The organism is Paraburkholderia sp. LEh10 (genome assembly GCF_017814945.1).
Classification (GTDB): domain Bacteria; phylum Pseudomonadota; class Gammaproteobacteria; order Burkholderiales; family Burkholderiaceae; genus Paraburkholderia.
Genome location: NZ_JAGIPX010000013.1, coordinates 42,966 through 66,380 on the forward strand (window position 1 = coordinate 42,966; position 23,415 = coordinate 66,380).

The 23,415-nt window shown below is 64.2% G+C and carries 22 protein-coding genes and 1 pseudogene; 4 read left to right on the forward strand and 19 right to left on the reverse strand.

Annotation, left to right across the window (positions count from 1 at the left end; all coding sequences use genetic code 11):
- Window positions 1-33: 33 nt before the first annotated feature.
- A complete protein-coding gene (locus J8I87_RS13395) occupies window positions 34-849 on the reverse strand; it encodes a TlpA disulfide reductase family protein (protein WP_209931941.1) in 816 nt (271 codons plus the stop codon).
- Window positions 850-1,309: 460 nt separating this feature from the next.
- Between J8I87_RS13395 and J8I87_RS13400 the strand changes: the two genes are divergently transcribed.
- A complete protein-coding gene (locus J8I87_RS13400; protein ID WP_209931942.1) occupies window positions 1,310-1,891 on the forward strand; it encodes a hypothetical protein in 582 nt (193 codons plus the stop codon).
- Window positions 1,892-1,902: 11 nt separating this feature from the next.
- On the opposite strand, the gene J8I87_RS13405 is transcribed toward J8I87_RS13400, so the two are convergent.
- The 12 genes from J8I87_RS13405 to J8I87_RS13460 all read right to left on the reverse strand — a co-directional run bounded on the left by J8I87_RS13405 (window position 1,903) and on the right by J8I87_RS13460 (window position 12,926).
- Window positions 1,903-2,589 (reverse strand): GntR family transcriptional regulator, encoded by a 687-nt coding sequence (locus J8I87_RS13405; protein WP_209931943.1) that lies wholly within the window; start codon window positions 2,587-2,589, stop codon window positions 1,903-1,905.
- A gap of 8 nt (window positions 2,590-2,597) precedes the next feature.
- On the reverse strand, window positions 2,598-3,689 hold the full coding sequence (locus tag J8I87_RS13410; RefSeq protein ID WP_209931944.1) for an ABC transporter ATP-binding protein: 1,092 nt from the start codon (window positions 3,687-3,689) through the stop codon (window positions 2,598-2,600).
- Between the two features lie 16 nt (window positions 3,690-3,705).
- On the reverse strand, window positions 3,706-4,500 hold the full coding sequence (locus tag J8I87_RS13415; protein ID WP_209931945.1) for an ABC transporter permease: 795 nt from the start codon (window positions 4,498-4,500) through the stop codon (window positions 3,706-3,708).
- A gap of 48 nt (window positions 4,501-4,548) precedes the next feature.
- On the reverse strand, window positions 4,549-5,433 hold the full coding sequence (locus J8I87_RS13420; protein WP_209931946.1) for an ABC transporter permease: 885 nt from the start codon (window positions 5,431-5,433) through the stop codon (window positions 4,549-4,551).
- 51 nt (window positions 5,434-5,484) lie between these two features.
- A complete protein-coding gene (locus J8I87_RS13425) occupies window positions 5,485-6,516 on the reverse strand; it encodes an ABC transporter substrate-binding protein (RefSeq protein WP_209931947.1) in 1,032 nt (343 codons plus the stop codon).
- 68 nt (window positions 6,517-6,584) lie between these two features.
- Entirely contained in the window at window positions 6,585-6,899 is a 315-nt protein-coding gene (locus tag J8I87_RS13430) for an NIPSNAP family protein (RefSeq protein WP_079503006.1), read from the reverse strand.
- A 40-nt stretch (window positions 6,900-6,939) separates the two neighbouring features.
- The gene (locus J8I87_RS13435; RefSeq protein ID WP_209931948.1) at window positions 6,940-8,412 is read right to left on the reverse strand and encodes an aldehyde dehydrogenase; all 1,473 of its coding nucleotides are present in this window, start codon (window positions 8,410-8,412) and stop codon (window positions 6,940-6,942) included.
- A 38-nt stretch (window positions 8,413-8,450) separates the two neighbouring features.
- Window positions 8,451-9,494 carry an LLM class flavin-dependent oxidoreductase gene (locus J8I87_RS13440; protein WP_209931949.1) on the reverse strand — a complete coding sequence of 348 codons (1,044 nt, stop codon included), beginning with the start codon at window positions 9,492-9,494 and terminating at the stop codon, window positions 8,451-8,453.
- A 19-nt stretch (window positions 9,495-9,513) separates the two neighbouring features.
- Window positions 9,514-10,482, reverse strand: a complete 969-nt coding sequence (locus tag J8I87_RS13445; RefSeq protein WP_209931950.1) for a flavin reductase — start codon at window positions 10,480-10,482, stop codon at window positions 9,514-9,516.
- Window positions 10,475-11,389, reverse strand: coding sequence for an alpha/beta fold hydrolase (locus J8I87_RS13450; protein WP_209931951.1), 915 nt, complete (start codon window positions 11,387-11,389; stop codon window positions 10,475-10,477). Before J8I87_RS13450 ends, J8I87_RS13445 begins: the two co-directional genes overlap by 8 nt.
- Complete coding sequence (locus tag J8I87_RS13455) at window positions 11,379-11,966, reverse strand: amino acid synthesis family protein (RefSeq protein ID WP_209931952.1); 588 nt, start codon at window positions 11,964-11,966, stop codon at window positions 11,379-11,381. Before J8I87_RS13455 ends, J8I87_RS13450 begins: the two co-directional genes overlap by 11 nt.
- Window positions 11,967-12,239: 273 nt before the next feature.
- Window positions 12,240-12,926: a GntR family transcriptional regulator gene (locus tag J8I87_RS13460; protein ID WP_209931953.1), complete on the reverse strand. Its 687-nt coding sequence runs from the start codon at window positions 12,924-12,926 to the stop codon at window positions 12,240-12,242.
- A gap of 183 nt (window positions 12,927-13,109) precedes the next feature.
- Here J8I87_RS13460 and J8I87_RS13465 point away from each other — a divergent pair, with 183 nt between their 5' ends.
- Together J8I87_RS13465 and J8I87_RS13470 are read left to right on the forward strand one after the other, a co-directional pair.
- Window positions 13,110-14,030, forward strand: coding sequence for an AEC family transporter (locus J8I87_RS13465; RefSeq protein ID WP_209931954.1), 921 nt, complete (start codon window positions 13,110-13,112; stop codon window positions 14,028-14,030).
- Window positions 14,031-14,235: 205 nt separating this feature from the next.
- Complete coding sequence (locus tag J8I87_RS13470; protein WP_209931955.1) at window positions 14,236-14,910, forward strand: hypothetical protein; 675 nt, start codon at window positions 14,236-14,238, stop codon at window positions 14,908-14,910.
- Between the two features lie 46 nt (window positions 14,911-14,956).
- Here the strand turns inward: J8I87_RS13470 and J8I87_RS13475 are convergent, their stop codons facing one another.
- Window positions 14,957-16,912, reverse strand: a complete 1,956-nt coding sequence (locus J8I87_RS13475; protein WP_245253908.1) for a methyl-accepting chemotaxis protein — start codon at window positions 16,910-16,912, stop codon at window positions 14,957-14,959.
- Between the two features lie 367 nt (window positions 16,913-17,279).
- On the opposite strand from J8I87_RS13475, the gene J8I87_RS13480 reads away from it, so the two are divergent.
- Window positions 17,280-17,777: a helix-turn-helix domain-containing protein gene (locus tag J8I87_RS13480; RefSeq protein ID WP_209931956.1), complete on the forward strand. Its 498-nt coding sequence runs from the start codon at window positions 17,280-17,282 to the stop codon at window positions 17,775-17,777.
- Between the two features lie 29 nt (window positions 17,778-17,806).
- On the opposite strand, the gene J8I87_RS13485 is transcribed toward J8I87_RS13480, so the two are convergent.
- The 5 genes and pseudogenes from J8I87_RS13485 to J8I87_RS44700 form a co-directional block, all read right to left on the reverse strand.
- Window positions 17,807-18,337, reverse strand: a complete 531-nt coding sequence (locus tag J8I87_RS13485) for a type II secretion system protein (RefSeq protein WP_209931957.1) — start codon at window positions 18,335-18,337, stop codon at window positions 17,807-17,809.
- On the reverse strand, window positions 18,334-18,723 hold the full coding sequence (locus tag J8I87_RS13490) for a type II secretion system protein (protein WP_209931958.1): 390 nt from the start codon (window positions 18,721-18,723) through the stop codon (window positions 18,334-18,336). Before J8I87_RS13490 ends, J8I87_RS13485 begins: the two co-directional genes overlap by 4 nt.
- 4 nt (window positions 18,724-18,727) lie before the next feature.
- A pseudogene (locus J8I87_RS13495) lies at window positions 18,728-19,201 on the reverse strand (type II secretion system protein); the annotation flags it as partial.
- A 194-nt stretch (window positions 19,202-19,395) separates the two neighbouring features.
- The gene (locus J8I87_RS13500) at window positions 19,396-22,008 is read right to left on the reverse strand and encodes a cohesin domain-containing protein (RefSeq protein ID WP_245253909.1); all 2,613 of its coding nucleotides are present in this window, start codon (window positions 22,006-22,008) and stop codon (window positions 19,396-19,398) included.
- Window positions 22,009-22,033: 25 nt separating this feature from the next.
- On the reverse strand, window positions 22,034-23,161 hold the full coding sequence (locus J8I87_RS44700; protein ID WP_245253910.1) for a hypothetical protein: 1,128 nt from the start codon (window positions 23,159-23,161) through the stop codon (window positions 22,034-22,036).
- Between the last annotated feature and the right edge of the window lie 254 nt (window positions 23,162-23,415).

Sequence of the window (23,415 nt, forward strand, 5' to 3'; positions counted from 1 at the left end):
GAACGAGTACCGCAATTCTCATTCGACCCGTTTCTAGTGGCGCACAACAGCCGCGCGAGACGGATAAAGCGATTCGATTTCGTGTTGAAACGTCGCTCGTGAAAACGGTCCGAGATGAACCGCTAGCAGTCTGCCGTGTTCGTCGAAGAACAGGGTAGTTGGAAATCCACGGGCATGCACCGACTGGGCAACTGCGAGCGTCCGATCGAGTATCACGTTATCTGGCGCCAGCTTCTGCGCTGAAAGAAAGTCGCGCACCGCTTCGGGCGATTCTCCCTGATTGACGAAGTCAAGTTCGATATTGCGCAGTTCGTGCTGTGCGCGGGTCAACATCGGCATTTCCGAGCGACACGGCGCGCACCAGCTCGCCCACAGATTGACGACGACAGGTTTGCCATTTGCTCCGCCAAGCGTGCGGGAATTGCCGTCGATATCGACGAGTCTGACGGCTGGCATCGTCTGTACTTGCGTCGATGCACCAACGGCGGCTGTCAATGCGAGCCAGCTTGAAACACCTGCTGCAGCGGCGAACATCAAAGCGCGCCGTAAGCGTGGCCTACGGGCGAACACGAACAGCAGCATCGCCGCACCGGCGACGATGCCCGCCATCGGATCGAAGCCCAGATCCCGAAAGTCGAAAATGCTGAGCCAGTCCTCGCGGTAAGCAGGCAGATAGCGCGCGACGAACGAGATTCTAGACACGACCAATGCGGCCAGCACGATGTTCACGATTGGCGCTTCGGAATCGACAGCATGTCGGCTGATGAGCCGCCCAACCATCAGTGATATTGCAACGCTGGCAACCAGAATGAGTGGCGCGACCGGAATGACGAGTTCACCGATTTTCATTACGCCACGCACTTTTGATGACACGCGCGGCGTTGCAACACTGCACTGAAAGACATGATCGAACGCCTCGAAAGTTGAAGTCGCGGTTCGGCCATATCGTAGAGTTTTGCTGCGTGAAAGACCACGTCGACGAGGCTCACGAACATGCTCTTGCGTCTCAACATGCCCGCGGTTCTCAAAAGCTCATCTTTAGTCCAACGCGTGTACTGAGTTGACGGATGCACCCGATGGTTCGAGTACACCGCCGACGAGTGCTTGCGCGCCTGAGTTGGTCCGCTGATAAACGGCCTCGGCGTACGCTACTGTGCGCTTTTACAATACGTAGGCGGCGATTGCGCTGACCTGGTGCGCGTGTCCTTACCGCACGGCCGGCTGCCCGCAGTGCGCACGCTGGTCGACTATCCTGCCGTCGTGATGCCCGAGGTAACGGCGTTCGACGGGTGCTAGAAGGAGCACAGCAATGAAGATCCAGTATTTCCTCGTGGCGGCAGGTGTCGCCATGATGGCCTGCCCGGCGTTTTCCCAGCCGCAGACGTCGGTCGAGATCCAGCGAGGAACGGACAAGACCACCGTGACAGGAACGGCAACCGTCATTGCCACCGTCGTCGCCATCGATCCCGCTACCCGGACCGTCACGCTCAAGGACAAGAACGGAAAGATCGAAAAACTCGAGGCGGGCAACGAAGTGCACAACTTCGACCAACTCAAGATCGGCGATGTGGTCACCACCGAGTACCAGGAGGCGAGGTCTTTGAGTCTCAAGAAGACAAACGGCCCGCGCTCCCGCAAGGAGCGGCAGATCTTGCAGCCCGCCGCGTCGGGGACCAAACCGGGCGGCACGATCACGCGTGAGGTGACGGTAGTGGGCGATGTCGTCACCGTCGATGCAAAGCGCAGTCACATCACGATAAGGGGGCCGCAGGGCAAGGTGGATGTGGTGGTCGACCCCGAGCAACTGAAGCACATTCGCGTGGGCGATCAGGTTGAGATCGTGCATACGGAAGCGGTTGCCATATCCGTGACGCCCGAAGCGGCGAAGTAGACGTCGGCTATTTACTTGCTCGTCTGCCGCGCCAACTCCGCCATCGCGATCTCTGCGACCCGCGCGACGTGTGCCGTCGCCGCGTCGCGTGCGCGCTGCGGGTCGTGCGCGCGAATTGCGTCGAGTATCCGGTTCATTTCCTGAACCGCCATACGGCCACGGTCGTCGGACGCGATCGTCAACGCGCGCAGCCGGTTGATGCGCGAGTTCAGCGTCTGCACGATTTCCCACGCGACCCTTCTGCCGCCGCCATGAAACATCTGCTCATAGAACGCCGTCGTCAGTTCGCGAACCTCCTGATGCGCGTGCAGCGCGAACGCCCGCTCGATCTGCGTGATGCACTCAGCGAGTCTCGCGACCAGCACCGCGTCCGCCGTTTGCGCACACGCCATCGCGGCGTCGCCCTCCAGCAGCGCCCGAATCTCGTAGATCTCGGCAGCCGTCGGCGCGTCGAGCATCGCGACAATCGGCCCCTGGTTCGGGATCGAATCGACGAGCCCTTCCGTCTCCAGGTGGCGCAACACCTCCCGCACCACCGTGCGGCTCACGCCTAGCTCCTCGCACAGCGAACGCTCGACCAGCCGTTCGCCCGGATGAAAATGCGCATCGAGAATCGCGGTGCGCATCTTCTCCAGCGCGAGTTCGCGCAACGTCGTCGTGCGGCGCTCGACCTTGAGCGATGGCAGTGCGTCACTCATGACAGCCGTCACGCTTGAGCAAACAGCCGGACATCGCGCGCGTCCCAATCGACGAGCGCCTGCGTGCCGATCGACAGGCCGCTGTCATGCCGATGGCCCGCCGGCATGCGGATCGAGATCTCCTGTTGCCACGGGGTCGCGACGGCGTAATGCATCGCGTCGCCGAGATATGTGATGTCGCGCACGGTGACGGGCAGGCCCGCCGCGCTGTCCGCGTTGCGCAGCGAGCGGATGCGCATCTGCTCGGGGCGGATCATCAGCGTGCCGTCGCCGCCCGCCGTCAGCGCCGGATTGAAGCCGGCTGCCGCGATTTCGTGGCCGTTCGGAAATACGCCGTTCATGCGGCCGTCGTGATTCGACGTCACGCGCACGGGCAGGAAATTCGAATTGCCGATAAAGCTCGCGACGAAGCGCGACGCAGGGTTGGCGTACAGCTCCTCGCCTGTGCCGACCTGCTCGATGCGCCCTTTGTTGAACACTGCGATCCGGTCCGACAGCCGCAGCGCTTCTTCCTGATCGTGCGTCACATAGAGAATCGTGACACCCGTCTCCTGATGAATGCGGCGCAGCTCCAGCTGGATTTCCTCGCGCAGCTTCTTGTCGAGCGCCGAAAGCGGTTCGTCCATCAGCAGCACGGGCGGATCGTACGCAAGCGCACGCGCAATCGCGACGCGCTGCTGCTGTCCACCCGACAGTTGCGCCGGCATCCGGTCGCGGCACTCGGACAGATGCACGAGCTTGAGCATCTGGTCGACTTTCGCCTTCACTTCCGAGTCGGGGCGGCGCCGCACGCGCAGCGGAAAGGCAACATTCTCGCCAACCGTCAGATGCGGGAACAGCGTATAGCGCTGAAACACCATGCCGATATTGCGCTTGTTCGGCGCGACCTGAAGCAGCGGCTTGCCGTCGAGCAGCACGCGCCCCTCGCTCGGCTCCTGAAAGCCCGCGACGATATACAGCGTCGTGCTCTTGCCCGACCCCGACGGCCCGAGAAAGGTCATGAACTCGCCCTTGCGGACATCGAGCGAAACTTGATCGATCGCGACGACGTCGTCGTAAGTCTTGCGCAGGCGCTGGATTTGCAGGAATGCGGAAGTCATGGCTCATTCACCTCAGTTATCGCGCGCGGCGCAGCAACGCGCTGGCCAGCATCAAAACGGTCGTCAAACCGACGAGTAGCGAGGACGCCGCCGCAACGACGGGCGTCAGGTCTTGTCTCAGCGTCGCCCAGATCCGCACGGGCAGCGTTTGCAGCGTCGGGCTCGCCATGAAGATCGACACGACCACTTCGTCCCACGAAGCGAGGAACGAGAAGATCGCGGCGGCAAAAATGCCGAGCCGGATCGCGGGCAGCGTCACGCGCAGCTTCACTTCGAGCGGCGCCGCGCCGCAGATCAACGCGGCGTCTTCGAGCGCGGTGTCGAAGCTCGCCAGCGAGTTGCTGATCGAGATGATCGAGAACGGCAACGCGATGATCAGATGGCCGATCACGAATCCCGTCATCGTGCCGTTCAAGCCGATGCGCAGAAAGAACGCATACAGCGCGACGGCCAGCACGACGACGGGGAGCACCATTGGCGTGAGAAAAAACGCCTGCACTGCGCCGCGTCCGCGAAACTTGCCGCGCACGAGCGCGAGCGACGCGAGAAAGCCGATCAGCACGGAAAGCACCGTGACGATCACCGCGAGCTTTGCGCTCGTCAGCAGCGAATCGATCCAGCCGGCGTCGGTGAAAAGCTGGCGATACCATTCCAGCGTCCAGCCTGGCGGCGGAAAGATCAGCCACTGCGAATCGCCGAACGACAATGCGACGATGAACACGATCGGCACCAACAGAAACAGCGCGACAGCGGCGCCGACTGCGAGCAGTACCCAGCGCAGCGAACCCAGTCGATCGAAATCGAGCAACATGTCAGTCCTCCTGGCGGGCCGAACGTAGAGAGCGTGAGAGGTGTTCCATCAGCGGCCTCCAAGACTTGCGCGCGCCCCGCCCGTGAAGCGCAGTTGCAGCGCGTAGAGCGCGAGGGTCACGGCGAGCAGCACGAACGCGGCCGCGCCGGCGAGACCCCAGTTCAGCAGTTGCTGCACGAGCTGCGCGATCAGTTCCGCGAGCATCATGTACGACGCGCCGCCGAGCAATGCAGGCGTGACGAAGTAGCCGAGCGCCATCACGAACACCATCAGCGCGCCTGATGCGATGCCCGGCATCGCAAGCGGCACCAGCACGCGCCAGAACGCCTGCCAGCGGCTCGCGCCGCAGATGGCCGCGGCGCGCAGCGTCGACGCGTCGATGCCCCGCAGCGTCGCGTGCAAAGGCATCACGAGAAACGGCAGCATGATGTAAGTCATGCCGATGGTCACGCCGACCAGGTTGTTCACGAGCGTCAACGGCTCGCTGATTACGCCGAGCGCCATCAGCAGGCGATTGATCGGGCCCGTCTGCTGCAGCAGCACCATCCACGCGAACGTGCGAGCGAGCAGATTGGTCCACATCGACAGCAGCAGGATCGCGAACAGCAGCGAGCTCAGCTTGCGCGGCGCGATGGCGAGCAGCCATGCCGTCGGAAAGCCGATCGCGAGCGTCGCGAGCGTCACGACCGTCGCGACCAGAAACGTGTTGCCGAACACGCGCAGATAAGTCGTCGAGCCGACCAGCTGCGCGTAGTTCTGCAGGCCCGGCGTCGGATCGAGCACGCTGCGCAACAAGAGCGACAGCACAGGCAGAAGGAAGAAGATCACGAGCAGCAGCAGCGCGGGCACCAGCAGTCGGACGCTGCGCCAGTCGCGCCGCCGGCGCGCGGCCGTCGCGGGCGGGTGTGCGACGGTACTCAGAACATTAGGCATGGTGTCTCCCCATCCACTGCGGTGACTGTGCGACGCTCGGGCGCAACACGGTTATTTCGACTGCCACGCGTACCAGCGCTTCGCGATGGCATCGCGATTCTCGGCCCAGTACTTCATGTCGAGATTGATCTGCGAGTTCTTGTATTGGTCGGGCAACGTCTTCGCGATCGCAGGCGACATCAGCGCGGCCGACTTCACGTTGATGGGCGCGTAGCCCGTATCGGTTGCGAACTTCGCCTGCGCTTGCGGGCTCGTGGCGGCCGCGAGGTACTTCATCGCCTCGGCCTTGTGCTTCGCGCCCTTCGGGATCACGAGCATGTCGGCCGCCGTCAGGTTCTGGTTCCACGAAATGCCGACAGGCACGCCCGTCTGTTCGAGCGCGTGCAGGCGTCCGTTCCAGAACATGCCGATGGGCGCTTCGCCCGACGCGAGCAGTTGCTGCGATTGCGCGCCGCCGCTCCACCAGACGATGTCGCCCTTGATCGTGTCGAGCTTCTTGAACGCGCGGTCGAGATCGAGCGGATAGAGCTTGTTCGGCGGCACGCCATCGGCGAGCAGCGCGATTTCGAGGACGCCCGGCGCCGACCACTTGTAGAACGTGCGCTTGCCGGGAAACTTCTTCGTGTCGAACATATCGGCCCACGTGGACGGCTGCGCGCCCGCGTACTTCGCCTTGTTGTAGCCGAGCACGAACGAGTAATAGAAGCTGCCCACTGCGTCCGGCGTCGAGAAGCGCGGATCGAGTTCATCTTTCTTCACGACGGAATAATCAATCGGCTCGATCAGTCCCGCCTTCTGCGCCGCATACGCGAAATCGCCTTCGACGTCGACGACATCCCAGTTCACGTTGCCGCTATCGACCATTGCCTTGAGCTTGCCGTAATCCGTCGGGCCGTCCATCAGCACGTTGATGCCCGTCGCCTGCGTGAACGGCTGCGCCCAGTTCTTCTGCTGCGACGACTGCGTGGTGCCGCCCCAGCTCGTGAAGACGATCGGGTCCGCCGCATGGACGGGGGCCACCGGGAGCGTCGCCGCGCAAAGCGCGATCAGCGGCGCGAGATACGAGGTGCTTCTGCTGCTCATGTCTGTCTCCAAGGATTTCAGTTGGTATCGATGCAATGTGAACCGCGGGCGGCCGGTCGAATGCTCTCTCAGGCAAGCGGCGAAAAACGCGCTGGCTTCATGATCTTGTTTTCCATCTCTTCCATCAGCGCCTGGATCTTCGGCGCGAAGGCCTGCCATGCCGGGTCTTCGGCGAGCGCGGCGCGGCGGCGCTCGCGTTCGTCGAGACTTGGATAGGCCCAGATATGCACGATCTGGTTCAGCGGACCGACCTCCGAAAAGAAGTAGCCGATCAATTGACCGAGATACCGCTTCTGCAACGCAATGCCCTCTTCCTCGACAAGCTTCAGATAGGCGGGCACGGCGCCTGTCCTGATACGGTATGTGCGGATTTCGTAGAACATGCGGACTCCTGGTCTCGCGGTGTGAAGCGATCGGACGTGCTCAGCGCATCACGAATGGATCGGCGATCGGCTCATCCGACGTACGGATCCAGACGGACTTCGTGCGCGTGTACTCGAGCACCGCTTCGAGCCCGCCTTCGCGTCCGAGGCCACTCAAGCCATAGCCGCCGAACGGCACGATGGGCGACACCGCGCGATACGTGTTGACCCACACGATGCCCGCGCGCAACGCACGCGTGAGCCGGTGCGCGCGTGTCAGGTCGCGCGTGAACACGCCGGATGCAAGGCCATAGCGCGTGTCGTTGGCAAGCGCGATCGCATCGGCTTCCGTATCGAACGTGACGACGCTCAGCACCGGCCCGAACAGTTCTTCCATCACGCTCGGCACCTGCGCATTCGGGCAATCGACGATGGTCGGCAGAAAGTAGTTGCCCTTGCCAGTGCCTTGCGGCTCTTTTCCACCCGTGACGATGCGCCCGCCCGCTTCGACACTAGCGCGCAGAACCTTCCGGATATGGTCGAGTTGACGGCGCGTCGCGAGCGGACCCATTTCGGTCGACGTCTCCTGCGGATTGCCGATCCGAATGGCCTGCGCTTTCGTCGCGAGGCGCTCGATCAGCGCGTCGTGAATGCCGCGCTGCACGACGAGCCGCGAACCGGCGACACAGCTTTGCCCCGTCGCCGCGAAGATGCCCGCAATGACGGCATTGCAAGCGCTGTCGAGATCGGCGTCATCGAAGACCAGCACGGGCGACTTGCCGCCCAGTTCCAGCGACATCGCAGCGAGGTTCTCCGCCGAATTGCGCACGACATGGCGTGCGGTTTCGGGGCCGCCCGTGAAGGCGATGCGCGATACGAGCGGATGGCTCGTCAGCGTGCGTCCGCAATCGTTGCCGAAGCCCGTCACGATGTTGACGACGCCTTGCGGAAAGCCGGCTTCATGCACGAGCCGCGCGAATTCGAGCAACGGCGCGGGCGCGTCCTCGGAAGCCTTGAGGACGATCGTGCAGCCCGCCGCGAGCGCCGGACCGACCTTGACGGCCGACAGAAAGAGCTGCGAATTCCACGGCACGATGCCCGCGACGACGCCAACGGGCTCGCGCCGCAGCGTCACTTCCATATCGGGTTTATCGACGGGCAGCCACGCGCCCTGGATCTTGTCGGCGACGCCCGCGTAATAGCGGTAGTACTCCGCGACATAGCCGACCTGGCTGCGCGTCTCGCGGATGATCTTGCCCGTGTCCTGCGTTTCGAGTTCGGCAAGACGCGGCGCATGTTGCGCGACGAGATCGGCGAGCCTGTACAGCAGTTTGCCGCGCGCGCTCGCCGTCAGATTCGCCCACGCCGGGTCGTGCAGCGCGCGATGCGCGGCGCGCACGGCACGCTCGACATCGTCGGCGCTCGCGGCGGGCATCTGCGCCCACACGTCTCCCGTCGAGGGATCGACGCTGTCGAAGTGCTCGCGCGCATCTTCGAACGCGCCGTCGATGTACTGCTGGAACCGCTGGACCATGTCAGCCACTCCGTTGAAGCGTTGCGTGAAGAAGTCGGTCAGCGCGCTGCGAAAGCGGGCATCACGTCGGAGATGAAGAGCTCCAGCGACTTGCGCTTGCGCTCGAAGCTCATGTGACTGTCGAGCCAGAAGCTGTACTGGTCATAGCCCAGCTCCTCGTAGCCCTTGAGCCGCGCGATCACCTGTTTTGGCTCGCCGATCACGAGGTTCTTGCGGATCGACTCCGGCGAATACTGCGGGAACATCTCGACGTCGGCATCCGTGAGCGGCTCGATGAAGCCTTGCCCGATCGGGCGCTCGTTCTTGAACCATTTGCTGAAGTAGCAATAGAAGCGCGCAAGATCCTCGACGGCGGCGTCGACTTCGGCGGCATTCGCGCCGACGAACGTATGCATCAGCATCATCACCTGCGGGCGCGGCGCCTCGGGGTGCGCGGCGCACGCCGCGTTGAAGCGCTCCATCAGGCTCACGACTTCGGCATCGCCCGCGGCCAGCGACGTCACCTGCACGTTGCAGCCGTTCGCGATCGCGAACGCATGCGAATTCGGATCGCGCGCGGCCAGCCACATCGGCGGATGCGGCTGCTGGATGGGGCGCGGCACGGGCGTGGTCGAGGGCCACGACCAGAACTCGCCCTGATGTGCGTAGTCGCCTTTGAAGAGCTTGCGCAGCGCGGGCACCAGTTCGCGCATTCTTGCGCCAGCCGTCATCGCGTCGAGCCCCGGCAGCAGACGCTCATATTCGAACGAATAGGCGCCGCGTGCGATGCCGAGATCGAGCCGCCCATTGCTCGCGACATCGACCATGCCTGCTTCGCCCGCCAACGCTATCGGATGCCAGAACGGCGCGATCACCGTGCCCGTGCCCAGACGAATGCGCTCCGTTTTCGCGGCGAGGTAAGACAGATTGATGAACGGATTGGGCGCGATCGTGAACTCCATCGCATGATGCTCGCCGATCCATGCCGTCTCGAAGCCGCCACGTTCGGCGATCTGCACGAGCTCGGTCATCTGGTCGAAGAGTTCGCGGTGCGACGTCGTGTCGTCGTACCGCTCCATGTGCAGGAACAACGAAAACTTCATGATGTCTGTCTCCCTACGTTCATTGTGCAAGCGCGAGCGTCTGCACCGTGCCCGCTTCCGTATCGCCGACATAGATGCCGTAGGCGTCTTCGCTGCGTTCGCGCACATAGCGTTCGAGCATCGAGCGCACAGCGGGGTCGCGCAATTCGTCCCACGGAATCTGCATCAACGGAACGATGCGGATCGCGCTGTCGATCCACGCGGCTCCGCTGTCGATCACGCGGCCGCGATAATAGATTTGCACACTCGGCGTTTGCCCGCCGCCCGATTCGAATACGGCAAACAGAAAGTCGAGATGCACGTCGAGGCCGAGCTTCGTGAGCACGCCGCGCAGGCTTGCCGCGTCGCTCGACGGTTCGAGCTTGTTGCCCGTCGGCAGTTGCAGGCCGTTCGGCGTGTCGAGCAGCACGAGTCCATCGCGATGTTCGAGAATCGCGCCCACTTGCGCGCGCGAGCCGGCCGCCGCCAACGCATCCTGCGACAGGCTGAAGTTCACATACGCGCCCCGGCAATAACCGAGCGGCGACGAGCTCGTATGAAGAAAATCGATGACACGTCCGATCAGAATGATGTGATCGCCTGCATCGACGACTTCGTGCGTCGTGCAATCGAAGCTCGCGGCCGCGCCGTCGATCACGGGTGCGCCCGTGGCGCGCGCCTGCCACGCGACCTGGTTGAACTTGTCGGCCGCCTTCGACGCGAACACGCCGGACACGCTTTTCTGGTCTTCGGCGAGCACGCTCACGGCGAAGTTGCGCGTCTGCGAAAACACCGCGTAGCTCGATGCCGTCTTCGCGATGCACACGAGAATCAGCGGCGGATCGAGCGACACCGACGTGAACGAGTTCGCCGTGAAGCCGCGCGGCGAGCCGTCTGGCTGGATCGTCGTCACGACCGTCACGCCCGTCACGAACGCGCCGAGCGCACGGCGAAAATCACCGATGTCGAAAGCCTGTTCGCGGGTCTGTCCGATGATCGGCTCAGTCATGGCGTTCTCCAGAAATCGTTCCCGGCGTTGTACGCGTTGTACGCGCTGTGCTCGCTGCTCGCGTGGCGGCCTGCGCCGAGGCTTCGGCGAGGAACGTGAGCAGCCGTTCGTTGACGCGGGCGGGATCGGTGACGTTCATCATGTGACGTTCGTTCGCGATGATCTCCGCGCGGCCGTACGGCGCGGCTTGCGCCATCGCGCGCGACATCGACGGGCTCGAGTTCGGATCGCATTCGCCCGTAAGAAACAGCGCGGGCACGGCGAGCGTTGCGAGACGCCCGACATGGGCATCGTCCGAACTCGCGAAGAGCCGGTAGGTCCGCGCATAGCCGATGGGATCGACGGACACCAGCAGGTCGCGTACCGCCTGCGCCGCCTGTGTCAAATGAACAGGAATCGGATCGCCGAACCAGCGCGACAGCGTCGCGTCCACGCCCTGGTCGACGCGCGGGTCGCCGAGCATCGCCGCGCGGCTCATCACGGCTTCGCGCTGCGCGGGCGTGCGGTCATACACGGCGTTCAGCGCGACGACGCTCAACGTGCGTTGCGGATGCGTGAGCGCGAATTCGAGTGCGACGAGCGCGCCCATCGAATGCCCGACGACATGCGCGCGCTCGATCAGCGTCGCGTCGAGCAGCGCTTCGAGTTGCGATGCGTATTCGTCGAGCGTCGGCGCGGGCGTCGGCAGCGCGCTGTCGCCGTGACCGAGCATGTCGTACGTGACGACCTGGTAGGACGCCGTCAGCGCGTCGATCTGCGGCACCCAGACGCTCCGGTTCATGCCGACGCCGTGAATCAGCACGACTGTCTCGTGCGCTTCACCGGACTGCGGCGCGTAGACGCTGTAGCTCGTGCCCGCGGCCTCGCCACGCGACACGGCGCGCTCGGACACAAGCTCACGCTTCATTGGACTCGAGCTCCTTCAGGTCCTGATAGCGGTCGCCGATGCGATGATGCGGACGGCCGCCAATCGATGCGCCGAGCGCGATCACGAGTTCGTCGGGCGCGGGTGCATCGACGATCGAAAACTGCACCGTCAGATAGTGCGAGCGCATGCCTTCGTCGTGCTTGTGCATCAGCGGAATCGAGATCGGGCAGTTCGGGCCGCCGCGAAGGTTGGTGAAGCTCAGATAGCTCTTCGCGCCGACGGCGTTGCGGTAGAGGTTGCCGAAACGCAGCGTATGAATCAGCGCGGACGCGTGCTCGATCTCGCCCGATGTGCCGACGATGGCCGCCTTGCCGTAACCCTCGATTGCATCGCCCGAGCCCGCGACGCGCAGCATTTCCGCCGTCAGCATTTCGCCGAGTTGCGGCGCGAGCGCGCGAATCTCCGGCTTCAGGTCTTCGACGAAGCCGCGCCCCGCCCACGGGTTGCGCAGCACGGCCGCCGCGCCGAACAGCTTCAGCGGCCGCGCCGCGGCCTTGCCACCCTCGATAAAGGTCTCTTCGACGTATGTGACCAGCTTGCGCACTTCCAGCTTCATATCGTTTCTCCTGACGGGCACGGGGCCGTGAATGTCGTTCGTTGAGATTATGGTATGCCATCTTATGGCCCACACCAAGGCCGAAAGTATTATGGAATACCATGATATGGCAGACGGGCTTGCGGGCATGTTTTCAGCCGGGGCGCCGTGTTGGCGACGCGGCTGCTTGCGCATCTATCGTCGGATGAAAACGGGAATGCCCGCCCGAAGGCAGAAAGGAAAAGGCCGCCGGGGACACCGGCGGCCTTCGCTAACGGATTTGCGCGAACGGACTCAGGTGTTCCCGGCCGCCTTGTCCTGCTGCGCCAGCGCACTCAGCGCGAGTTCGGCGGTCCGCCGGATATGCGCGAACGACGCAGCGGACGCCGCGTCGCCATCGCGCCGCTCGATGGCGTCGAGCAGCGTGTTCATCTCACGGTTCGACTCGTTGCCGCGCCCCGGCACCGCGATCGTCAACGCGCGCAAGCGGTTGATGCGCGCGTTCAACGTCTTCACGACGGCCAGCGACACGTGCTTCTGCGCACCTTCGAACATCGCGTCGTAGAAGCGCTCGGTGTATTCGAGCACGCGCGGCAGGTCTTCTTTCTCGAACGCGTCCTCGATGGTCTTGCGGATGTCGCGCAGCCGCTGCACGAGCTCGGGCGTCGAATGCTCGGCGCACGCGCGCGCGGCGTTCGCTTCGAGCAGGCCGCGCAGCTCATAGATTTCGCCGACCTGGTCGCGGTCGAGCCGCGCGACGATCGGCCCCTGCCGCGCGACGATTTCGACGAGCCCTTCCGTCTCCAGATGCCGCAGCACCTCGCGCACCACCGTGCGGCTCACGCCGAGTTCGTCGCACAGCGTGCGTTCGACGAGCCGCGCGCCTGGCCGGAAGTACCCTTGCACTATCGCGCCGCGCAGCTTGTCCAGCGTGAGTTCGCGCAAAGTCTTCGCGTTGCGGTCGATTCTGAGGTCTGACATAGGAGGCAAAAAAACGCAGCAAAAAAGCAATGGACGGTAGCCCTCACGCGCGCCCGATTTGTCGTCGCGCACATGGGTGGAATGCCATATTATCGTCCATCCAGGCGGGATGACTATCCGCCTGCGCGTTGCCGCGCGCTCAACCGTTGCATCCGGGCGTTCGATCTGCTCAGGAGCTCCATCATGCATGTCGCGAGTCTCATCCTGCCGATCTTCGCCATCATCGTGAGCGGCTGGCTGGCGGGCACCTTGGGCTATCTGCCGCGCACCATCGCCGGCCCGCTGATGCAGTTCGCCTATTTTCTCGCGATGCCGGCGCTCGTCTTTCTGACCGTCGCGAAGGAGCCGCTCGGTTCGCTGCTGGAGTGGCGCTTTCTCGTGGCGTTCGGCGGAGGTTCGCTGCTCTGCTTCGTCGTCGTGCTGCTGGCAGCACGCTTGGGCGCGCACGCGCCGCTGGGCAAAAGCGCGATGCTCGGCGCGATTGTCGCGATGACCAACACGGGGTTCGTCGCGCTGCCGATCCTCAGAGCACTGCAAGGACCGCCCGGTGTCCTCGCGGCGGCCGTCGCGACGGTCTTCGTCGGCGCGGTCCTGTTTCCCGCCCTCGTCGTGCTGCTCGAAATCGACCAGCATGCCAGTTCGGGCAAGCTGCGCGCGGGCGCGTTCGCAAAGCAGATCGGCACCAACCCCGTGATCCTTGCGACGCTCCTCGGCCTGCTATGGTCGGTCAGCGGACTGACGCTGCCCGCGCCTGTCGCCACATACCTCGGCATTCTCGGCGAAGCGCTGACGCCATGCGCGTTGTTTGCCATTGGCCTCGACCTGTCGATCAGCGAACTGCGTGGCCATCCGAGCCGCTACGCGCTGCTGGCCGCGCTCAAGCTGGTGGTGATGCCGTTCGTCGTGTACGGGCTATGCGTCGCGGCCGGACTGAACAGGGCCTTTACCATCGCGGCCGTGATCTGCGCCGCCGTGCCGACGGCCAAGAGCGCCTATGTGCTCGCGAGCGAGTACGACGTCGAAAAGACCACGACGGGCGCCGCCATTTCCATGACGACGCTGTTCTCGATCGTGACGCTGCTTGCCTGGCTTTACTGGCTCTAGATTTCCGGCTCGCGCCTCCATGCGCTGGCGTCTCACGCGCCGGAACACGGTTGCGCCGCATTCGGCCCAGCATTCGGCCCGGTCTGTCAAGACGAACGCTGGCGGACCGGCGCTGTTGTGCCGGAAACACACGCATGATTTTTAGCGCAAATACATCGCAAACGATTGCTTATACTCTGTGCATCTCATTTTTCGAGATAAGGGTATGGGGCAGGAATGGCTTGAATATTTCCAGCGACTCAGCTGGAACACGCCGATCTCTCTGGCGCTCGCGTCAGGTGCGGTCGGCTCGGTGGTATCGCTCGCGTGGATCTCGGCAAGGGACGCCGGCAGCCGCAGGCGGCAGCGACGCGACACTGCACTGGAACTGGCGCTTTCGCTCGAAAGCTATGCCCGAACCTGCCGGACGATGATGCACAAGGCCGCGTGGGCAGCGGCGGAACCGGCGGGGTCCATGAGCCGGGAAGCCACCAGGACCGTCTCCATTCCGGCGTTCGTCTATCCGGACAGGATTCAATGGAGCGTGCTGGGACGCAAGGTGATTTCCGAGCTGCGCGAGTACCCCGCGACGGTGCACGCCGCAAGGGAATACGTGGAGGCGTTCCGGGAGTTCGGTGAGCCGCTCGACCTCTGCCACCAGGTCGAATACGAATGCGCGAAAACCGCGATGGCCGCGCTGTCGCTGGCCAGGGTGACGCGCCGCCGGCACGGCGCCGCGACGTGGAAGCCGGGCGCCAAGGATTCAGCGATGGAGCGCGAACTGTCGGACTTCATTGCGAGCGCCGAGGACAAGCGCAAGGCTTCGCTCGAACGGCGGAAGGTGGTCACGTCCGATCAGCGAATCGGCACGCAGCCTTTCGAACAGCCGCTAGGCGCCTGATATCCGGCGCACGCGAGCGGCAACCCGTCCGCTCGCGCGCACGGCATCACGGCCTCTGGGCGCTTTGCGCGACAGGTTGAGTGAAAGTGCCGTCCAGCCGGAAGAAGGCGACTGTCTGGTTCAGCTGACGCCCGCGCATTTCAAGCGACTGCGAAGCCGCGCTCGCCTCTTCTACAAGCGCCGCGTTCTGTTGCGTGACCTTGTCCATCTGCGAGATCGCCTGATGGACCTGTTCGATGCCACGGCTTTGCTCGCTCGTCGCCGCCGCGATCTCTCCCATGATGTCGTTCACGCGGTCGACGGCGCGCGTGACCTCCGACATCGTCTTTCCCGCCTGGTCCGCCAGCTCCGAGCCGTCCCGAATCTTCTGCACGGACGCCACGATCAATTCCTTGATTTCCTTCGCCGCGCTCGACGAGCGCTGCGCAAGGCTCCTGACTTCGCTCGCCACGACCGCGAAGCCGCGTCCCTGCTCTCCGGCGCGCGCCGCTTCGACTGCGGCATTCAGCGCGAGAATGTTGGTTTGAAACGCGATGCCTTCGATGATGCCCGTGATCTCCGCGATCTTCGACGAACTCGCGCTGATCTCCGTCATCGTCCCGACGACGTGCCCGACGGCTGTGCTGCCCTTCAACGCAATGTCCGATGCACTCGCCGTGAGCGTGCTCGCCTGCTGCGCGTTTTCGGCGTTCTGCTTCACAGTGGAAGTAAGCTCCTCCATGCTCGCCGCCGTTTCTTCGAGGCTCGCGGCCTGTTCTTCCGTGCGTTGCGACAGGTTGGTATTGCCCGACGCGATTTCCTGAGCGGCCGAATTGATCACACCGACGCTGCCGCTGATATTGCGCACGATCTCCAGCAGCGACGCGTTCATTCGCTTTAGCGCCTCCATTAGCCTGCCCAGTTCGTCATGACGCGTGACGTCGAACTGCTGGGTCAGATCGCCGCCGGCAACCGCCTCGGCCACCTGGAGCGCAGTCCGCACCTGAGCGACGATCGACCGGTACATCGCACTGAACAGCACGACCACGATCGCCATCACTGCGATTGCAATGCCGACATAGATATCGCGCTCGACGCTCAGTCGTTCGATTCGCGCCAGCAGCAAACCGTCGAGCGCCTGCCGCGCACTTTCCGCGAATCGCGAGGCGCTTTGCGCAGCGGCGTTCGCCTGCTCCGCGACACGATTCCCGTTGACCACCAGCGCGCTCGACAACGCCTGCTCATGCACGGCGTCGCTGGCCTTTCGGGCCGCGTCGCCGAACGCGGACATCGCGCCGCCGAGCACGGGCTTGAGCGGCGCGTTGGCGGAGAACACCTTGTCCATGTCGCCGCCGGCCGCTTCGACGGCCTGCTGCGACAGCGGCCGCAGCTCGATCAGACGAATGCGCGCGTCGTCGTCCAGACGGTTGCGCGCGAGCGCGTCGCCGACGACCCTGCGCTGCTCTCCGATAAAGCCAATCGTGTTCGGAATCTGCGTGCAGAAGCTGTCGACCAGATAGTAGCTGTCGAGATCCGGGTCCAGCGACAGATTGCTCTTGTCACAGACCGTGCTCAACAAGGCCCTGACGGCGTCCACCCACTTGCTCGCGTTCGCCGCAGCATCGGGCGATGGCGATGCGTTGCGCGACCTGTTCCAGGTTTCGCGCAACGCCTGGAAATCGTCGTGTACGCCAAGTGCAGTTCCCAATCTCTGGTCAGCGGCATCGAGCGTCGTCAAGGCGCGATCGACATCGGTTGCCGCATTGGCCGTCTGCACGGTGGCCTCGCCCGCCGCGGCTCGCGACGCGAGGTCGCGGAAATGCTGCGCCTTTTCGAGCAGATCAGGAAGGCTCGCGACGTAATCGACGCCGAGCCTTTCCTGCTGCGCAAAGCTGATATTGGTCTGACTGGTGCGGAACAGCAGATAGGTCAGTAAAGTCGTGGAAAGCGCGATCAGGATGCCGAGCAGCGCAAACTTGCGCGTCAACGACAAGCGATCCATCAAGGCGGTCAGGTGTGACATCGATTCTCCCCGTGCGTCGGACCCATTCTGAGTTGTTCTTTCTGGTCGGCGGATGATTCGTTCGCGACCTGGGTGACTCTGGTTTAACGGACCAACTGCCCGTTTGCTTGAGGTAGGGCCCATAGAAGAACCCGTCTAATCGACGGCCGCGCCACCAGGGAGTGCAGAGAAACAAGCGGTTTTGCTCCGCTTCGTACTGGCGGATTTGCATCGTTGACAAGCAGTCCGATGTTCCGAACCGATAGTCCGTTCGATCGGCCCGCGCTATCTCATGACAGATCAATTACAGAAACTATCCCAGACTTCGGTTCCAACCATGGCAGACATATTATAAAGTTGGCTAAACAAGCAATGGGAGGCAAGTCTTATGTCCGCATGGTCCGAGGTCGATGACACCGAATGCCCGGTCGCCCGCGCGCAGAGTGTCGTGGGCGAACGCTGGACAGTACTGGTCATACGAGAACTGTTCATGGGAAACAGCCGTTTTGACGACATTCAGATTCAAACGGGCGCCACACCGCAGATGCTCGCCGCACGCCTGAAGAAGCTGGAGGCAGCGGGCCTGATCGAGCGCCGGCCGTACAGCACGCGGCCGCTGCGCCACGAATATGTGCTGACGGAAATGGGCATGGACTTCTACCCTGTGATCCTCGCGCTGCGGGCATGGGGAGAGAAATGGTGCAAGCCCAGGAAGAAGGGCGTCGCGGTTCGCTATATCCACATTCCTTGCGGCAAGGACCCCGGTCTCGGAACCGTCTGCCGGTCATGTGGACTGGAACTGAAACGCGCGGACCTCGTCTCGAAGATAACCCCCGACTACGCGCGGGAACGCGAGGGCCGGGCCGCGCAAGCCAAGTCGGCCTGACGAGCGGCTGACGCGCCGTCCTCTTCTGTTCAGGGCCGCGCCGCTGCACCGCTGCCGCCAGGCCTCGTCAATCTCGGAAGACGTGCGACGAAGACCCAGTCCGCATAGTGCCGCTTGTCTTCGAATCCGAGGAAGTCCGGCGGGAAATGCGCGATCTTGATCGGCTGCGCGACGGATGCGCTGTGTATCCCGACAATCGTCTGTCCATCGGGCGATTTGACCAGCACCCAGTTCGGCTTGCCCGTCACCGGGTCCGCGTAGAGTTTGCGCAAGTGGCGCATCGGATTCGGATAGCGCGGGTCGCGCACGAGATCGTCGAGCGTGCGGGGCAGCGTCGGCTGGCCGGCTGGCGTGGCCGCGGCATAGCTCAGCAGTGCGCGCTGAAATTCACCGCCGACGAAGAGCAGTTCCTCTTCGGCCATGCGCCGCTGATACACCCCGCCGAGCTGCACAGCAGCCGCAGCCGTCACGCCGATGATGGCGATCAGGATCAGCAGCGCCAGATAGGCGTAGCCGCCTTGCGCCGTACGTGCGGAACGCGTTGGCCTGGTCCCGTTCATAGCGCGCCGTACGGCTGCCCGCCGGGCGTCGAGCCGGGCGCGCCGCTCTTGATGTCATAGACCTTGCCGGGAACCTGCTCGTCGGGGGGAGCAATGATCACCCAGGTCGTCGCGCTGTCCGTAACGGGATCGAAAGGCAGCGCGCGCAGATAGTGCTTGTCCACGAGCTCATCGAGCGAGTCCGGGTATCGCCCGACATCCCCGTAGAATTTGTCGATGGCATCGCGCGTCACCAGCAGGTTCTCCGCGAGGACCTTGTCCTTCGATGCATCGATCGAATGAAAGTATTGCGGCAACGCCAGCGTCAGCAGCAGCGACACGATGGCGAGCACGAGCAGCAGCTCGATCAGCGTGAAGCCGCGCGCGTCGCGCAAACGGTATGTCATGGCGTCACCAGGTCCCGTAAGGAATGCCGTTGAGCCCGACCGCCTTCGATGTCGTGTAGACGTCGTACACGTCGTCGCCTTCCTGCGGGTCGTCTGCCTCGCTTGCATAGCAGCGCTTGCCCCACGTCGCGGCGTCGGTGAGATCGGGATCGTTGTTCATCGGGTCGCGCGGGATGCGGCGCAGAAAGTACAGCTTGTGTCCTTTCGGATCGGTCTTGTCCTGCACGCCATCGACGAGCACTTCCAGCTTCGGCGGATACCCCGTCGCGCCCGCCTCCACGGCGACGCGCCCTTCCTTCGACGCAGCCTTGTAGGCATCGATTGCGTAGCGGATTTCGTGCAGCGCCTGCCGCAATTCCTGCTCGCGCTCGCGCTGGCGCATCACCTGCGCGACGGGCACCGTCATGCAAGCGAGCACGCCGAGAATAGCGAGCGTGACCAGCAGCTCGATCAATGTGAAGCCGGCGGGCGGATGGCGGAACCTGCGGCCATGCGCATGAGCGGCAGCACGTCCGGCTGCATGTTCAGCTACAGGTTCGGCTGCACTTCCGGCTGCACTTCCGGCTGCACGTCCGGCACGTCCGGCACGTTCGACACGTTCGACACGTTCGGCTGCATGTTCGACCGCCCATGCAAAGCCGCCGCTCGCAGCCGCGTGGCGAGAGCCGCGCGTCATTGGGCCCCCACCACGCCGAAGGTGTAGGCGGACGGCGGCGCCATCGTGATCGGCGTGCCGCTCACGCCGATCACGGAGCCAGGCTGGATCTGTACCGACGTCTGCGAGGTCGCCGCCAGCGCCTTGAAGCTCAGCACAGCAAACGTGCCCGGCGACGATGCACCGGAGCCGCCCTGGACCGAGTCGCTCAGCACCAGATGCCCGCCCTGCGCGAGGCGGTTGGAAAAGCTGGTCGGCGAGCCCCCCTGCTTGAGGAAGTCGCCTTCCGTCACGCCGATGAACTGCAGCTTCGTGCTGTCGAAGCTCACGTTCGACGACACGCTCGTCACCGGCTGGTCCGCCTGCATCGTGACCGCGACACTCACGGAGTCGCCGACTTTCACCTGAGGCGGCCCCTGGACGGCCATCTGCGCGGTGCCCACGCCCGCGCCGACGCCGCCGCCGCCCACGTAGGGCATGCTGCCGTCGCCGCCGTAGTAAGCTCCTGTGCCCGCTCCGTACGATCCGTTCGCCCCGTACGATCCGTTCGCGCCATAAGCCCCATATGCGCCGTTTGCCCCATACGCCCCGTTCGCCCCATACGCGCCGTTCGTTCCGTTGCCTGCGCCATAACCACTGTTGAGTCCGTTCGGCGAACCGTTCGATGTCTGGCGCGCCGCGCCCTCGTTCGTCGTCGATGCGTTGAGTGAAGGCGACGAAGAAGGAGCGGGAAGCCCGTTCGACTGAACCATGCTGCGCATGTTCGATTCCGTGCCGGACGTGAAGTATGCGAGGTCGGCGTCAGGACGCTGGATGTTGCGAATCAGATGCGGCGTGATCGACAGCACGATCTCGGTGTTCTTGTCGTCGTCCGTCGTCGCGCCGAACACGCGGCCGAGGACGGGAAGCTGCCCAAGGCCGGGCAGCTTGTTGCCGGACGTGCGCTCCTGACTGTCGATCAGCCCGGCGAGCACATCCGTCTCGCCGTTCTTCAACTGCAGCACCGTGCTGGCCGTGCGCGTGCCGATCTCATAGGCCGTCGTTCCCGCCGCGCCCGATACCTGGTTGAGCAGGCTGCTGACTTCGAGCGACACCTTGATGCCGACCGAGTCGTCGAGGTAGATCGCCGGCTCGACGCTCAGCGTGAGGCCGATATCCAGATAATTGACCGACTGCGAAACGAAGCCCGTCGAGGTCGCCGTCGAAGTGATATTCGGCACGCGCTCGCCGATCAGGATCTTGGCCTTCTCGTGGTTGTGCACACGGATGCGCGGATTGGTCAGCAGCTTCGCGTCGGAATCCTGCAGGTTCGTGTTGACGGTCGCCTGCAACGACGACAGCCCGAGCGTGCGCGACGTCTGGTGCAGCAGGTCGTGCAGCGTCAGCGACGGCGACGAGCCCGTCGACGATGTCGTGCCGAACGATCCGGTGGTGCTGCCCGACGAGCTTCCCGTGTTGTCGCCCGTGACGACAGGGTTGATCACGCTGCCCACGGGCAGCGGCGTCACGGTGACGGAACCCGGCCACGCGATGCCGAGATGCTGGAGTTTCGTGCGCTGTATTTCGAGCACCTCGACTTCGAGCATCACCTCGGGCTCCGCGACGTCCTGAAGCGCGACGAGCCTTTCCGCCATCTTGATGGCCTCGGGCGTGTCGCGCACGATCACCATGTTGAGCTTCTCGTCGGCCACGACATCGTGAGACTTCACGATCGTCTTCAGCGTGTTGGCGACCGTCTTCGCGTCGGCATTCGACAGGAAGAACGTGCGCACCGCCAGTTCCTGATAGTCCTTCTGCTTGGCGGGCGTCGCGGGATAGATCAGCACCGTGTTTTCATCGAGCACCTGCTGCGCAAGCTGGTTCGTCGCGAGTATGTAGCGCACGGTCGCGTCGATGGTGCTGTTCTTCAGGAAGATCGACGTGCGCTGGTCCGTCTTCACGTCCTTGTCGAACAGGAAGTTCAGCCCCGAGCTATGCGAGATGATCTCGAACACCTGCTTGAGCGGCGCGTCCCTGAAATCGATGCGAATCGGCTTGCGGTAGGCAACGGCCAGCGCCGCCTCGACGCGCGCCGCGCCCGTATCCGCGTTGAGCCTGCGCTTGAGCGCGAGGGCGCGCCGGTTGGCGGGCGCTTCCGTCAGGACGACGTTGAGCATGCGGCGCGCGTCGTCGGGCTGCTGCCTGGCGGCGAGCGCTTCCGCCCGGCTGAGCATGCCGTCGATCCGCGCGCCGTTCTCGAGTGCGGCGAGGCCGGCCAGCGCGCGTTCGTTATTGGGCTCGATCGCGAGCGCGTGCTCGTACATCTTGCGCGCTGCGTCGCGCGCGCCGCTCGCGGCGAGGCGGTCACCTTGCTCGTCGTAGTGCACGAGCGCCCTTTCGCGCTCGGCGATCCAGGTCGCGCGGTACTGCGCGTCCTGCGGCTCCTGCTTGACGGCGTCCGCCAGCTTGGCAAGGCCTTCGTCGACCTTGCCCTGCTGCACGAACTGCTGGCCGTCGCGATACGCCTTTTGCGCCGCGCAGCCGGCCAGCAGCACAGGCAGCGCGACCATCAGCGCGCGCCGCATCACGCTGCGCACCGCGAAGTTGCGTCGGGCATCACGTTCGATTCGTGTCGGAGATTGCGTATGCAACGGTTGTTTCCTCTTGTCGCGCGGCTCAGTCGGCACTGCCGATATCCAGCGTCTGGACCAGTTTGGTAGGCAAATACACGAGTGTCATGGTCGGCGGGGCGATCGCCTCGATCCGATACGTCCCGTCGACGATCGTCTGCTCGCGCACGATCAGCGTGTCGTCGCCGCGCGCCAGGTAGACTTCCCACCGGCCATCGGCCGTCTGCTTGCCGATATAGGTGAAGGGAATATCCGGCGCAGGCGGCGTCGAAGGCAGCGGCGGCACATCGGCGCCCGGTGGCGCGCCGGAAGGCAGCGGCGGCGCGAGCGAGAGCGCGCCGAACAACGCATGGCGCCCGCCCGCCCCGGCTGCGGCGCGTTCGGCGCGCGCGCGCAATGCGACGATGGCCACGGCGGAAGCAGCGCCGCCTGGCCGGGCGACCGCAGTCGCTGGCGCGGCGTGCGGGCGCGGCGCGGCTTCGACGACCTGATCAGTCGGGCTGTGGTCGGTGAATGCGAGCAGCGCCGCGCTTGCGACGAACAGCGCGCCGAGAACGAGGTGCTTGCGCTTCATTTGCGCACCTCGGCTGCGGGCGCGCGTGCCAGTACCGAAGCAGGCTGCGCCGGCGATTTCGATGCACGATCCGATGCGTCGTGCGGTGGCGACGACGCGGGAATCGTCACCGACGCGGCTAGCGATGGGGGTCGCGTTGCGGACGCCATCGACGGCGGCAATGGAGGCGCGAGCGAGCGCACGAACGACGAAGCGGGAGACTGTGCCGCCCCTCCAGGCGAAACGGGAGCGGACGATGACGAGACTGCCGTGGACGATGCAGATTCGGATATCGATGCCGCAGAGGCCGCCGCGGGTGCGGATGCCGACGCCGCAGACCACGCCGCGCGTGCGGACGCCGATGCCGATGCCGATGCCGATGCCGATGCCGATGCCGATGCCGATGCCGATGCCGATGCCGATGTCGATGTCGATGTCGATGTCGATGCCGATGCCGATGCCGATGCCGATGCCGATGCCGATGCAGACGCCGATGCAGATGCAGATGCAGACGCCGATGCCGATGCAGATGCAGACGCCGATGCCGATGCCGTCGCCGTCGCCGACGCAGACACAGACACAGGCGCCGACACCAGCACCGTCGTCGGCGCGGGCGCCCATGTCGCGGGCCGCAGAAACGCGGTGAAACGCAGGTTCGCCTCGACTGTCTGATCGCTCATCGAGTTGCGCTTGAAGCGCATGTCGTCGAGGGCCGCATACGGGACGCTCGCGAGGACTTTCTCGCTGAAGCGCCGCAAGCTCGAATAGTCCCCTTTGACGGGCAATACGATCGTGTATACGTCGAAGCGGCCGGCGATATCATGCGCAGGCTTGTACTCGCCCTTGTCCAGCGCGACGCCCGTCTCCGATGCAGC

Bases quoted from the DNA above. Each gene is read 5' to 3' on its own strand.
- J8I87_RS13425 (WP_209931947.1), bottom strand. From the start codon at position 6,516: ATGAGCAGCAGAAGCACCTCGTATCTCGCGCCGCTGATCGCGCTTTGC.
- J8I87_RS13440 (WP_209931949.1), bottom strand. From the start codon at position 9,494: ATGAAGTTTTCGTTGTTCCTGCACATGGAGCGGTACGACGACACGACG.
- J8I87_RS13395 (WP_209931941.1), bottom strand. From the start codon at position 849: ATGAAAATCGGTGAACTCGTCATTCCGGTCGCGCCACTCATTCTGGTT.
- J8I87_RS13435 (WP_209931948.1), bottom strand. From the start codon at position 8,412: ATGGTCCAGCGGTTCCAGCAGTACATCGACGGCGCGTTCGAAGATGCG.
- J8I87_RS13480 (WP_209931956.1), top strand. From the start codon at position 17,280: ATGTCCGCATGGTCCGAGGTCGATGACACCGAATGCCCGGTCGCCCGC.
- J8I87_RS13445 (WP_209931950.1), bottom strand. From the start codon at position 10,482: ATGACTGAGCCGATCATCGGACAGACCCGCGAACAGGCTTTCGACATC.
- J8I87_RS13490 (WP_209931958.1), bottom strand. From the start codon at position 18,723: ATGACATACCGTTTGCGCGACGCGCGCGGCTTCACGCTGATCGAGCTG.
- J8I87_RS13430 (WP_079503006.1), bottom strand. From the start codon at position 6,899: ATGTTCTACGAAATCCGCACATACCGTATCAGGACAGGCGCCGTGCCC.
- J8I87_RS13485 (WP_209931957.1), bottom strand. From the start codon at position 18,337: ATGAACGGGACCAGGCCAACGCGTTCCGCACGTACGGCGCAAGGCGGC.
- J8I87_RS13420 (WP_209931946.1), bottom strand. From the start codon at position 5,433: ATGCCTAATGTTCTGAGTACCGTCGCACACCCGCCCGCGACGGCCGCG.
- J8I87_RS13475 (WP_245253908.1), bottom strand. From the start codon at position 16,912: ATGTCACACCTGACCGCCTTGATGGATCGCTTGTCGTTGACGCGCAAG.
- J8I87_RS13405 (WP_209931943.1), bottom strand. From the start codon at position 2,589: ATGAGTGACGCACTGCCATCGCTCAAGGTCGAGCGCCGCACGACGACG.
- J8I87_RS13465 (WP_209931954.1), top strand. From the start codon at position 13,110: ATGCATGTCGCGAGTCTCATCCTGCCGATCTTCGCCATCATCGTGAGC.
- J8I87_RS13460 (WP_209931953.1), bottom strand. From the start codon at position 12,926: ATGTCAGACCTCAGAATCGACCGCAACGCGAAGACTTTGCGCGAACTC.
- J8I87_RS13470 (WP_209931955.1), top strand. From the start codon at position 14,236: ATGGGGCAGGAATGGCTTGAATATTTCCAGCGACTCAGCTGGAACACG.
- J8I87_RS44700 (WP_245253910.1), bottom strand. From the start codon at position 23,161: ATGGGCGCCCGCGCCGACGACGGTGCTGGTGTCGGCGCCTGTGTCTGT.
- J8I87_RS13410 (WP_209931944.1), bottom strand. From the start codon at position 3,689: ATGACTTCCGCATTCCTGCAAATCCAGCGCCTGCGCAAGACTTACGAC.
- J8I87_RS13400 (WP_209931942.1), top strand. From the start codon at position 1,310: ATGAAGATCCAGTATTTCCTCGTGGCGGCAGGTGTCGCCATGATGGCC.
- J8I87_RS13455 (WP_209931952.1), bottom strand. From the start codon at position 11,966: ATGAAGCTGGAAGTGCGCAAGCTGGTCACATACGTCGAAGAGACCTTT.
- J8I87_RS13450 (WP_209931951.1), bottom strand. From the start codon at position 11,389: ATGAAGCGTGAGCTTGTGTCCGAGCGCGCCGTGTCGCGTGGCGAGGCC.
- J8I87_RS13415 (WP_209931945.1), bottom strand. From the start codon at position 4,500: ATGTTGCTCGATTTCGATCGACTGGGTTCGCTGCGCTGGGTACTGCTC.